Genomic DNA, 11,867 nt, shown 5'->3' with positions numbered 1-11,867 from the left:
AAATTCCTATAATAAGGAAGTAATGCGAGTTGACCTACGTATAGATTTACAATCCAATATTGTGGTTGATATTTCACGCCTTCTAGATTGCTCACTTTCGGTGCAGAACACAGTTTTAAATACTTTGCTCATAAATCATTTCCATTTTGTAAACTATCAAATATGTATAACTCTCGCCCAATCGAGAATACCATCACAAAAGCCGTATGAAGGAGGCACATACTTCACTACAACTTCTTCTACCTCATTAACTTGCTATGCTACGTATAACTTTGTTCTACAAGCAATCCAGATAAATAATTCATATAAAGATGAATGCTACAGTAACATAGTATCTTAACAAAATGTAAGCGTATTCACTTTATAGTTTATTCATGTGCACTATTTGTATAATTTTACTATGTAAATGTGTCTAATTCAATACATTTCAATAACTAACCTAATTATAATTACTATCTAATCTTATGTCATATTATCGTTTCCATCCATGTTAATTATCGATTTATATTCTTAACTAAGGCTTCGCCATACCTAAACCTCACATTACGTGATATGTTTAAACTACTATTGTAATTAATAATATGATATTTGGATGAACACCCTCCTCTTTATCCTCTCCACATAAAAAAATCTTCTACATTAAAGTAGAAGATTGGACTGTTACAACGATAACCTTAATCCATTGATTCTAATGACGTCTCAGGTGGCAATGTGGACCGAAGAACTTTCTTCATATTCTTCTCAAATTTCACACGTGGAATAAGCACGCTATGCTGACATCCAACACATTTAATCCGAATATCCATTCCCATGCGAATAATCTCCATTTCGTTACTTCCACATGGATGTTGCTTCTTCATCTGTACGATATCACCTAATTGAAATATCTTACGCTCCATCTCAAGTCCCCTCCTCGCCTTTAGTAGCTTGTAATACTAGCGCTTCTTCCCTCTCGATCGCTTGCTTTACATCCATCTGGATTTGCCGTTCTACCTTTTCCCGATATGTCGGTAAGCAATCTGCCACAATTCGAAGCGCATACTCACTTGTACTTAATGATTGAATACCTAACACATGTGGTGAACCGATCATTTCAGGTGTATTTTCAAAGGTATCTACTAAAGCTTGTTCTATAAATTTAATCGTATCCTGAAGATTACGTTCATTCTTAATAGGAATATCAACAATAGCTAATGCATTAGATAAAGAAAAATTAGTAACCGTTGTTATCGCACCATTAGGTAAAATATACACTTCTCCTGTATGGCTTACGATCCGTGTCGTCCGAATACCTATCATCTCTACGGTACCTTTAAATGTGCCTGTCTGAATCACATCTCCAACCGCAAATTGGTCCTCTAGAATAATAAAGAACCCTGTGATTACATCTTTTACGACGCTCTGAGCCCCGAATCCAATAGCTAAACCTAGAACTCCCGCTCCTGCTAATAGCGGCGCAAGATCAAAGTGAAACTCGGATAACACGATCAGGAACATCACAAAATTACATACTACCGTTATCGTATTCTTCAGCAATCCCCCAACCGTGATAAATCGGCGTGGATTCATTCTTAGCTTACTATTCTCTTGATGAGACAACGTCTTGTCTATCACTTTATATACAACTTTAATTAGTAAACGAGTCAGTATAAATATAATTATTATTCTTACGGCTGCTAAGAGGACAACCGTCCACATCTCACTATCTGTTAGCCACTTCCACGCTATGTCTTTAAATTTCAGCGCCTCCTCTATGACTTCTTGCGCAGTATCAGTATCAATTTCATTCCCTGAATTCTGCAATATTTCCACTCCTTACATCTCGATGATTTCATAATGCTCTAAGTTGTTTTTTGTAAAGATGCCACGAATCTCTACCCGCTCTTGTTCAATGATGTTCTGCACGACAGTTAGATCCTTCTCAGGAAAGAGAATAGATAGTGCGCATCCCGCCGTAACATCTTTGGGTGTAGGAAATAAGTCTATTTCAATATCTGCATACTCCAGTAGCATTTCAGCTCTCAGTGCCTGCTGAGTGGAATCAAATGCAATGAGAAGCCATTTCTCCATCATACAGCCTCCTGTATCTTATCTTCTATATACAACCTACAATTATGCATTCACTAGATTTGATAAATATTAATAGCTCTAACTTTACCATTTCTAATCATGTGACTAAGTATAAATAAATCATTTCATCCATATACTAGTACTACGATCCGCACGAGAAAGGAAGATCCTATGAGCCCTCTTACAAATCCATTTTCACAACAACAACAGCAACCTTCTAGCTTAAAAATACCACATACCGATCCTGAAATCCATTCCGCTATCATTCACCGTTTGTTGTTCCATCTCTCTCAAGTCAAAGAAGGTCAGCCTGTTATCATTGTGTGTATTGGAACCGATCGATCAACGGGCGATAGCCTTGGTCCGCTTGTGGGCACTTCTCTATCTCGTTATAATAGTCATCTCTTCCGTATCTATGGCACATTAGATGATCCGATCCATGCGGTTAACTTACAAGAAACGATAACCTCTATTCATGAGTTGTTTCATCAGCCTTTTATCATAGGTATTGATGCTTGCCTAGGTCAATCCGCTAGTATTGGCTGTATTCAAGTCGCTGATGGCCCTCTGAAGCCAGGGGCTGGGGTAAATAAACAATTACCGCCGATCGGCGATATCCATTTGACTGGTATCGTTAACGTCGGCGGTTTCATGGAATATTTCGTATTGCAAAACACACGTTTAAGTCTTGTGATGCGGTTATCGGAAATTATAGCTTCAAGCCTATACTCCGCTATAAAGGAATGGAAGTCTCACTCTACATATTTTGCTTTGCGAGAGTAATGGCTTCCTTTTCCTCCGTTGACAAAGCATGTTTGGACTCACCCTTCTCAAGCGATTTGGCATAAATGTAGGAGTTGTCCCGATTATAAATCGAAGTAAGTACAACACCATCCGAATGATCATCCATAATCGCCACTGAGAAGCTTAAATCGCTACCTCTTTCTCCAAATGCATTGTATCTGATTAGACCCACATGACCTTTGACAGAATGAAGTTTATTTACGGTACTATCTAATACGTTTTGTTGTTGTTTGTGATCGTCTTCCACACTATCCAATTGCATTTTCAGATCAATAAGCAGTGTCTCTAGATTTTCAACACCACTACCCGACATCATCATTTCATATCTACGGCGTAATTTGTTTAGTTTAGATAACTGTGTAAACATCAAAATCAACAATATCAACACCACAAACATGATGACTCCAATAAATAAGGCTAAATGTTCCTCGATTAAACCGTTAAGTTCTGACATGGATGTTTCATTCCCTTTCCTTCATCTTAGACTAGAGCTATATATATTAGTTTAAGTCTATTCTTATTTACATAAATGCTTCATAGCTCTTATCAGAGATTCGACTTCTACCTCTGTTGTACTAACCCCTACACTAGCACGTACTGCTCCAGTTTGTTCTGTATGAACAGCATAATGCGCTAATGGCGTACAATGAAGTCCTGCTCTCACAGCAATTCCGAATTCACGATCTAATCGAAATGCAATTTCAGATGAATCATGATGATCAATTACAAAAGAAACAATACCCGTACGAGGCATGCCCTTATCCGGTCCTAATAAATTGATATTAGGGATATCTTCTAATCCTATCAATAGTTGTTGGGTGAGATTCCACTCATGAGTATATATCCATTTAGGAGTAAGCTCAATCACTTTGTCTACCCCTGCGCGTAAGCCACCAATACCCACCGTATTCGGCGTCCCTGCTTCATACCGATCAGGCCTAACCGTAGGTTGCTCCTTCTCCTCAGACTGACTTCCAGTCCCGCCATGTAGCATCGGCTCCAGATCAACGTGAGGGGCAATGTAGAGCCCTCCCGTCCCCTGCGGGCCTAGTAGACCTTTGTGACCTGGAAAAGCCAACAGATCGATGTTCATCCGTTCCACATCTATATCAAGGATTCCTGCACTTTGAGCGGCATCTACCAAGAAGATTGCTCCACAACTGTGAGCTAATCTACCTATATCCTCTACAGGCAATATACTCCCTAATAAATTTGAACTATGATTGCATACAACTAAGGCAGTTGGTTGCTTCAATGCCATTTCTACATCTCTTAGATTTAATTCACCTTTGTCGTTAACCTTGACGTAATCAACAGTAATACCTAGTGTTCTCTTCAAGTATTCCAACGGTCGTCGAACAGAATTATGTTCTACCATTGTAGCAACAACATGGTCTCCCTCTTTTAACAATCCTTTTATCGCCATATTCAGCGCCATCGTTGTATTCGGTGTAAATATGATGTCATTGGCATTCCTAACATGGAATAGCCTCGCTAATTGCATTCTAGCTTCGAATAGCACACGACTTGCCTTAACAGCCATAGCATGACTTCCTCTACCTGGATTAGCAGCTGAGTGTTCCATCGCGATCTGCATAGCTTGAAGGACACCTGGAGGTTTCGGCCACGAGGTAGCGGCATGATCTAAGTAAATAATTGAATTCAACTAGGACCCTCCTCTAAAAGCAGAAAAGCATATCCTTTTCCTATGATGGAAAACAAACCAGATATGCTCTCTCTCAATCACTCTATTTCGTGATCGATATATAATAGAAATGATTCTCTTACTTCTATACCTGTTGCAACAGTTCCAATAGTCGTTCTAAATCTTGTTTGCTGTAATAATTCAATTCAATCTTACCTTTATCTTCTTTGTTGTGTTTAATCTTCACTGTTGTATGGAAGCGATCACGAAGTGACTCTTCTAAATGATCAATATAAGGATCATTTTTCTTAGACGTCGGTTTTTGAGTTTCTACAGGTTTACGATCCAAATATTTTACCGTTTCCTCCAGCTCTCTTACACTCCACTCATTTTCTACACATTGTTTTGCTAATTGTTTAATAACCACTGGATCTTTGATTCCTACGACAGCTCTTGCATGACCCATAGATAATGTTCCACGTGAAACATAATCTTTAACTTCTTCAGGCAATGACAACAAGCGCAAAAAGTTTGCAATATGAGATCTCGATTTACCCACTTTAAGTGAAAGCTCTTCTTGTGTTAAATCATATTGTTCCATCAGCCCTTGATATGCAACTGCAATTTCCATAGCATTTAAGTTCTCGCGTTGTAAATTCTCAATCAATGCAATCTCCATCACCTGTTGATCAGTAAAGTTGCGAACAACAGCTGGAATCGTAGCTTTGCCACAATATTGAGATGCCCGAAAGCGACGTTCACCGGCGATGATCTCATACCCTTTGATAACACTACGAACGATGATTGGCTGAATGACACCATGCTGACGAATAGACTCCGCTAATTCATGAATAGCTTCTTCCTTGAATTCTTTGCGAGGCTGATAAGGATTAGCACGTAATTGATTCAGTGAAATCTCAACAATCTTATCATCATCGTTAATCGACAGGGATGGGATTAATGCATCCAACCCCCTACCCAAACGCTTATTCATATGAAATCACTTCCTTTGCCAACTCTAAGTATGCTTCTGCTCCTTTAGAGCGTGGATCATACGTAATAATCGATTTTCCGTGTGATGGCGCTTCACTCAAACGAACATTTCGAGCAATCACTGTCTTGTACACTTTATCTTGGAAATATTTCTTAACTTCCTCAATAACTTGAATTCCAAGATTCGTTCGTGCATCGAACATCGTCAATAGAACGCCTTCAATTTGTAAAGACGTATTTAAATGTTTCTGAACTAATCGAATGGAGTTCAATAACTGACTCAAACCCTCTAACGCATAATATTCGCACTGAATCGGAATAATGACTGAATCAGCAGCCGTAAGCGAGTTGATGGTTAGTATCCCTAGGGATGGTGGGCAATCTATTATAATATAGTCATATTTATCTTTAACCATTTGCAACGATTTCTTAAGACGTTGTTCTCTAGATATGGTTGGCACCAATTCTATTTCTGCTCCAGCCAATTGAATTGTGGCAGGAATGATATGTAAACCTTCTACTTCTGTATGAATAATGGCATCATTCGGATGAACTTCATTAATAATCACATCATAAATGCAGTTTTCCACATCAGCCTTATTAATTCCAACACCACTAGTTGTGTTGCCTTGCGGGTCTATGTCAACGAGAAGCACTCTTTTACCTAAAGACGCCATGCCTGCACCTAGATTAACGGAGGTTGTCGTTTTCCCTACCCCGCCCTTTTGATTTGCTATGGCAATAATTTTAGACACTCAATTCACCTCAATATATTATTGACTCTTCGTGTAGTTCCTGAGATATGGTTATACGGTATCGTAATTGATGTTATTGAGTTAGTTCAGACACTTTTTAGTTGAATCCGACTATATCATGAGAAAAAGCGGCTTCAATTGCCGCTTCCATTTCCCCGACATCATTATCTTTTGGGAATTTGAATTACAATTTCGTAGTGATCTTCATGATCCTTCTCAGTTGTTTTTATTGACAATCCCGAACCAGACACCATATCAATTGACTGTCTAATGGTGTTTAAAGCCAGACGAACATCTTTAGTGAATGAGATTCTTTTTGATTTCTTAATTATAGAAGATTCTTTATAGTATGCTACTCTAGCTTCTGTCTGTTTTACATTTAGTTCTTTAGCAATAACTTCTGCTAGTAACTTAAGTTGCAGCGCTTCAGGACTTAAGGCTAAAAGTGCACGCGCATGCCGTTCAGTGATTTTCCGCTCCATCAAAGCTTCTTTCACTTCTACTGGCAAGTGTAACAAGCGAATCTTATTAGCTATCGTAGATTGACTCTTACCTAAACGCTGAGCTAGACTCTCTTGTGTTAACTGATGTAAGTCAATGAGATTCTGATAAGCGACAGCCTCTTCAATAGAAGTGAGCCCCTCACGTTGCAGGTTCTCAATCAATGCGATGGAAGCTGCTTGTGAATCATTGAAATCACGAACAATAGCAGGTATTGTTTCGAGACCTAACTTCTTAACTGCTCTCCATCGTCGTTCCCCTGCAATAATCTCATACTTATCATTCCGGTAACGAACAACAATAGGTTGAATGACGCCATGCGTTTTAATCGTCTGACAGAGTTCATCAATTTTGCTGTCATCAAAAATAGTACGTGGTTGAAAGGGACTTCCCACAATGTCATCGACAGGAATTTGTTTCACTTCATCCCCATTAGTCCGCTCGGTTAGGCCAAATAACTTAGAAAATTGTTCTTTCATTCCGTATATTACCACCTAGTTTCATAATAGTACCGAGTCAAAGTGGATTACTACGATGTAGCACGTTCCACCATGCCTTGCCAGCACCTTCTTATCGCTATACAAAGATACACTGCACTCTGTACACTTAAGGACCACTTACATTTTTTTGAAAGTTGAAAGTTGTGTCCATATACAACCAAATTAAATGGTTCAATTATTTAAAAAAATGATGATGATCCATCACATGTTGTAAGATACTCTATCTATCCTATTCTATCACTTTTTCTCATATAATCCTATTCTATCACACTCATTAATTTCTATATATTGTTTATTCCTAAATACAAAGAAAAGACTTTGTTATCCCTGTGATCTGGATAACAAAGTCTTTTTATTTTATAATGTTTCACGTGAAACAATATGAATTCCAACTATATTAGAGGGGACTTAGCAGCAACCCCAGGACTTCTTGGGTATTTTTGAGGTGTGGCTGCCCTCTTTTGTACAATGATAATATGACGCTCGGCATCTTCCACCGGAAGCGTGAATTTTTCAACTTTGCTGAGCTTACCTTTTAATTGTTTGAAGCTATAAGACGCCTCTTTCAATTCATCCGTAGGATCACTACCCTTCATAGCAGCAAACGTTCCATCCACACGTACAAAAGGTAAACAAAACTCGTTAAGCAATGCTAACTTCGCAACCGCTCTAGCCGTCACTAGATCATAATGATCTCGATACCCTTGTCTCTGTCCCCATTCCTCTGCTCTTCCATGAATGAGTTCAACACCAGAAAGTCCTAACTGTTCTACAATGTTTTTGAGGAACGAGATTCTTTTATTAAGCGAATCAATAATCGTCAACTTAAGATCTGGGAAACAAATCTTAAGTGGTATCCCAGGAAATCCTGCTCCAGAACCGATGTCAGCTAGTGTCTTGACGTTCTTCATGTCTACAAAAAAGGCAAGGGAAACGGAGTCGAAGAAATGTTTCGTATATACTTGATCCCGCTCCGTAATGCCTGTTAAATTCATTTTTTCATTCCAACTCACCAATTCTTTGAAATACACTTCAAATTGGTTCAATTGGGTTTCATTCAACGTAATACCATGCTCCTGCAAGCGACTAGTAAATGATTGTTGTATGTCATCCATAACCTAACCCCTTGCCGCAGTTACACGGTTATAATGTTCAAGGTACACCAGAAGAACAGAGATATCCGCAGGTGTAACACCTGAGATCCGTGATGCTTGCCCAATAGAGATTGGACGAATGTTAGCAAGTTTTTGGCGAGCTTCGATCGCAAGTCCATGAATTTCGGAATATTCGATAGTATCCGGAATTTTCTTCTTCTCCATTTTCTGTAGACGTTCCACGTGAATCAATTGTTTCTCGATATACCCGGCATACTTAATTTGAATTTCGACTTGCTCCTTCATTTCATCGGTTAATTCATATGGTGAAGGCGCTAGTTGTTCGATGACACTATAACTAACCTCAGGTCGACGTAAAAGCATCAACATATTGGTTCCATCCTGAATTTGAGTGGAATCCGATTGTTCCAGAAGTGCATTTACTTCTTTCGGTTTTGCCTTCTCCACACTTAGACGTTCAATTTCTAGTTCGACCGTATTCTTCTTGCTTAAGAATCTCTCGTACCGTTCATCCTTGATTAAACCAATTTCATGCCCAATCGGAGTAAGGCGTAGATCTGCATTGTCATGACGAAGTAATAAACGATATTCTGCGCGTGAAGTCAACAGACGATACGGTTCATTTGTTCCTTTTGTCACCAAGTCATCGATCAATACACCAATATATCCTTGAGAGCGGTTAAGGACGATAGGCTCTTTCCCTTGAACCTTGCGTGCAGCGTTAATTCCTGCCATTACCCCTTGTCCTGCAGCCTCTTCATATCCAGAAGTACCATTAATTTGCCCTGCTGTGAACAATCCTGGCATTTTCTTAGTCTCAAGTGAAGGATACAATTGCGTAGGCACCATAGCATCATATTCAATCGCATAACCATTACGCATCATTTCTACCTTTTCCAACCCAGGTATAGAACGCAACATTGCTAACTGAACATCCTCTGGCATACTTGTTGACAGGCCTTGTACGTAATACTCCGCTGTGTTTCTTCCTTCTGGCTCAAGGAAAATTTGATGTCTCGGTTTGTCACTGAAACGGACGATTTTATCCTCAATTGATGGACAATAACGCGGACCCGTACCTTCAATAATCCCGGAGAACATCGGCGCACGATGAAGGTTTTCCGTAATGATCTGTTGTGTATCTACAGATGTATATGTTAACCAGCATGGAAGCTGATCATTCGTATTTGTCGATGCTACAGTCTCATAGGAGAAGAATTTAGGCTTACTATCCCCTGGCTGAATTTCGGTCTTCGAGAAATCAATTGTATCTCTATGCACACGTGGTGGTGTACCCGTCTTAAAGCGAACAAGATCGAACCCATGCTCACGCAAATTTTCAGCTAATTTAATAGAAGGTTGTTGATTGTTCGGACCACTTTCATAAGCTAACTCACCCATGATAACTTTACCGCGCAAATAGGTTCCTGTTGTTAACACGATCGATTTACCACGATACTCGGTACCCGTCTTCGTAATTACGCCAACACAATGTCCATCCTCAACGATAAGTTCCTCTACCATCCCTTGACGCATGGTTAGATTCGATTCCTTCTCCATCGTTTCCTTCATTGTATGTTGATAAGAGAATTTATCCGCTTGTGCACGAAGAGCATGTACTGCAGGACCCTTTGCCGTGTTCAGCATTCTCATTTGAATAAATGTCCGATCGATATTGCGACCCATTTCGCCACCAAGCGCGTCAATTTCACGCACCACGTGACCTTTAGCAGGTCCACCAATCGAAGGGTTACATGGCATGAATGCCACCATATCTAAATTGATTGTAATCATTAACGTACTACAACCCATCCGTGCTGAAGCTAAAGCAGCTTCAACACCGGCATGACCTGCACCAATGACGATTACATCATAATTTCCACCTGCATAACTCATGGTCTTACCTCCTTGTATCTATATATATTGAAGTAAAGTTTCCGTTCACAAGTTCATTAATTTCTTAAAAGAAATTCACGAATATAAAGGATTGTCTTTAATTCAATCTCTGTGTTATCTATTAACATCAAGCTTTAATCCCTAAAGCCTCTATTTACCCAAACAAAATTGCGAGAAGATTTGATCAAGTAACGAATCTCCCGCAGTATCCCCAATAATCTCTCCAAGTTGCTCCCATGCTAAGCGAACATCAATCTGAATCATATCAATCGGGATATATTGATCCGCAGCATCATATGCATCTTGCAATGATTGCTTCGCCTTATTCAATAAAGCAATATGTCGAACATTACTTACATAGGTCAGATCGTTCGATTCAAGACTACCACTAAAGAATAATCGAGATATCGCATCTTCCAATGCATCGATTCCTTCTTGAGCCTTAACAGACATCTGTACGATACTCTCTTCATTGAAGTAACGCTTAATAACATCCATATCGATCATAGACGGTAAGTCTATTTTATTCATAATTACAATACATTGTCTACCACGGATTTGTTCCATTAATACCAATTCATCTTCATGTAATGGCTGACTCGCATCGAATACAAGCAAAATAAGATCTGCCTCATTTACCGCATTCTTGGAGCGCTCCACCCCAATTTTCTCAACAACATCAAGTGTCTCCCGAATACCGGCTGTGTCTAATAACTTCAATGGAATATTGTTAATCGTAACAAACTCTTCAATGACATCACGTGTCGTCCCAGGAACATCCGTTACAATCGCTTTATTATCATGTGCCAATGTGTTCAACAATGAGGATTTCCCTACATTAGGTCGACCAATAATGGCCGTTGTAATTCCTTCACGAAGAATCTTACCTTCCTCCGCTGTCTTGAGTAATTTCGTAATACCTTCCATGACTTCGCCACATTTATCTTTTATAAAAGAGGACGTGAGTGAATCCACATCATGCTCTGGATAATCAATATTAACTTCAATATGAGCCATTGTCTCAATTAAAGTGAACCTTTGTTTCTTAATCTGTTGGGAGAGGTCACCCTTAACTTGCTTTAATGCAATACTAAATGCCCGATCTGATTTAGATCGAATGAGGTCAATAACTGCCTCGGCTTGCGATAAGTCAATTCGTCCATTTAAGAATGCGCGCTTTGTGAACTCACCCGGCTCAGCAAGGCGAATATTTTGTTGCAATAGAATACCCATCACTCTAGTAACCGAGATCACACCACCATGTACACTAACCTCAACCACATTTTCCATCGTAAAAGAACGCGGAGCCCGCATCACGCTCACCAGTACCTCTTCTACTTCTTCCTTCGTCTGAGGGTTAATTATATGTCCATAATGCACCGTATGAGATTCTGCATCAGACAGCTTTATACGACTTTTGAAAATTCGATCCACTTCAGGAATCGCTTCTGGACCACTTACACGGATGACAGCAATTCCTGCTTCTCCAACGGCTGTGGCAATCGCTGCAATAGTATCACTAATCAACATGATCACACTCTCTTTTCTAAAATATAAAAAAACAATGACTCCTATACACGTATCAGAG

At 39.4% G+C, this 11,867-nt stretch carries 12 protein-coding genes; 1 reads left to right on the top strand and 11 read right to left on the bottom strand.

Annotation, left to right across the window (positions count from 1 at the left end):
• Positions 1–674: 674 nt before the first annotated feature.
• Genes BW961_RS22385 through BW961_RS22375 form a run of 3 tightly spaced genes read right to left on the bottom strand, consistent with a single transcriptional unit; the run spans position 675 to position 2,070 of the window.
• Complete coding sequence (locus BW961_RS22385) at positions 675–899, bottom strand: DUF951 domain-containing protein (protein WP_068589371.1); 225 nt, start codon at positions 897–899, stop codon at positions 675–677.
• 1 nt (position 900) lies between these two features.
• Complete coding sequence (locus BW961_RS22380; RefSeq protein WP_068589374.1) at positions 901–1,803, bottom strand: mechanosensitive ion channel family protein; 903 nt, start codon at positions 1,801–1,803, stop codon at positions 901–903.
• A gap of 12 nt (positions 1,804–1,815) precedes the next feature.
• Positions 1,816–2,070 (bottom strand): putative Se/S carrier protein, encoded by a 255-nt coding sequence (locus BW961_RS22375; protein WP_068589377.1) that lies wholly within the window; start codon positions 2,068–2,070, stop codon positions 1,816–1,818.
• Between the two features lie 171 nt (positions 2,071–2,241).
• Between BW961_RS22375 and yyaC the strand changes: the two genes are divergently transcribed.
• Complete coding sequence (yyaC, locus tag BW961_RS22370) at positions 2,242–2,853, top strand: spore protease YyaC (RefSeq protein WP_068589380.1); 612 nt, start codon at positions 2,242–2,244, stop codon at positions 2,851–2,853.
• On the opposite strand, the gene BW961_RS22365 is transcribed toward yyaC, so the two are convergent.
• From BW961_RS22365 to mnmE, 8 genes are all read right to left on the bottom strand, one after another.
• Complete coding sequence (locus BW961_RS22365) at positions 2,828–3,328, bottom strand: DUF4446 family protein (RefSeq protein ID WP_068589383.1); 501 nt, start codon at positions 3,326–3,328, stop codon at positions 2,828–2,830. The two genes, yyaC and BW961_RS22365, sit on opposite strands and share 26 nt — an antisense overlap.
• 63 nt (positions 3,329–3,391) lie before the next feature.
• Complete coding sequence (locus tag BW961_RS22360; RefSeq protein ID WP_068589384.1) at positions 3,392–4,540, bottom strand: aminotransferase class V-fold PLP-dependent enzyme; 1,149 nt, start codon at positions 4,538–4,540, stop codon at positions 3,392–3,394.
• Between the two features lie 124 nt (positions 4,541–4,664).
• Positions 4,665–5,513 carry a ParB/RepB/Spo0J family partition protein gene (locus tag BW961_RS22355; RefSeq protein WP_068589387.1) on the bottom strand — a complete coding sequence of 283 codons (849 nt, stop codon included), beginning with the start codon at positions 5,511–5,513 and terminating at the stop codon, positions 4,665–4,667.
• Positions 5,506–6,267 carry a ParA family protein gene (locus tag BW961_RS22350; protein ID WP_068589390.1) on the bottom strand — a complete coding sequence of 254 codons (762 nt, stop codon included), beginning with the start codon at positions 6,265–6,267 and terminating at the stop codon, positions 5,506–5,508. Before BW961_RS22350 ends, BW961_RS22355 begins: the two co-directional genes overlap by 8 nt.
• Positions 6,268–6,431: 164 nt before the next feature.
• The gene (gene noc, locus BW961_RS22345) at positions 6,432–7,247 is read right to left on the bottom strand and encodes a nucleoid occlusion protein (protein WP_068589394.1); all 816 of its coding nucleotides are present in this window, start codon (positions 7,245–7,247) and stop codon (positions 6,432–6,434) included.
• Positions 7,248–7,660: 413 nt separating this feature from the next.
• A complete protein-coding gene (gene rsmG / locus BW961_RS22340) occupies positions 7,661–8,383 on the bottom strand; it encodes a 16S rRNA (guanine(527)-N(7))-methyltransferase RsmG (protein ID WP_068589397.1) in 723 nt (240 codons plus the stop codon).
• 3 nt (positions 8,384–8,386) lie between these two features.
• Positions 8,387–10,279: a tRNA uridine-5-carboxymethylaminomethyl(34) synthesis enzyme MnmG gene (mnmG, locus tag BW961_RS22335; protein ID WP_068589400.1), complete on the bottom strand. Its 1,893-nt coding sequence runs from the start codon at positions 10,277–10,279 to the stop codon at positions 8,387–8,389.
• Positions 10,280–10,429: 150 nt separating this feature from the next.
• Positions 10,430–11,806 carry a tRNA uridine-5-carboxymethylaminomethyl(34) synthesis GTPase MnmE gene (gene mnmE, locus BW961_RS22330; protein ID WP_068589450.1) on the bottom strand — a complete coding sequence of 459 codons (1,377 nt, stop codon included), beginning with the start codon at positions 11,804–11,806 and terminating at the stop codon, positions 10,430–10,432.
• Positions 11,807–11,867 lie beyond the last annotated feature (61 nt).

It is taken from the genome of Paenibacillus macquariensis (assembly GCF_900156375.1).
GTDB classification, from domain to species: domain Bacteria; phylum Bacillota; class Bacilli; order Paenibacillales; family Paenibacillaceae; genus Paenibacillus_AQ; species Paenibacillus_AQ macquariensis.
The sequence above is the reverse complement of the archived record's forward strand: the minus strand, read 5'-3'. Positions and strand labels throughout refer to the sequence as shown.

Excerpts from the sequence above, each read along its gene's own strand:
- rsmG (WP_068589397.1), bottom strand. The coding sequence starts at position 8,383 with ATGGATGACATACAACAATCATTTACTAGTCGCTTGCAGGAGCATGGT.
- BW961_RS22375 (WP_068589377.1), bottom strand. The coding sequence starts at position 2,070 with ATGGAGAAATGGCTTCTCATTGCATTTGATTCCACTCAGCAGGCACTG.
- mnmG (WP_068589400.1), bottom strand. The coding sequence starts at position 10,279 with ATGAGTTATGCAGGTGGAAATTATGATGTAATCGTCATTGGTGCAGGT.
- BW961_RS22355 (WP_068589387.1), bottom strand. The coding sequence starts at position 5,513 with ATGAATAAGCGTTTGGGTAGGGGGTTGGATGCATTAATCCCATCCCTG.
- noc (WP_068589394.1), bottom strand. The coding sequence starts at position 7,247 with ATGAAAGAACAATTTTCTAAGTTATTTGGCCTAACCGAGCGGACTAAT.
- BW961_RS22385 (WP_068589371.1), bottom strand. The coding sequence starts at position 899 with ATGGAGCGTAAGATATTTCAATTAGGTGATATCGTACAGATGAAGAAG.
- BW961_RS22365 (WP_068589383.1), bottom strand. The coding sequence starts at position 3,328 with ATGTCAGAACTTAACGGTTTAATCGAGGAACATTTAGCCTTATTTATT.
- yyaC (WP_068589380.1), top strand. The coding sequence starts at position 2,242 with ATGAGCCCTCTTACAAATCCATTTTCACAACAACAACAGCAACCTTCT.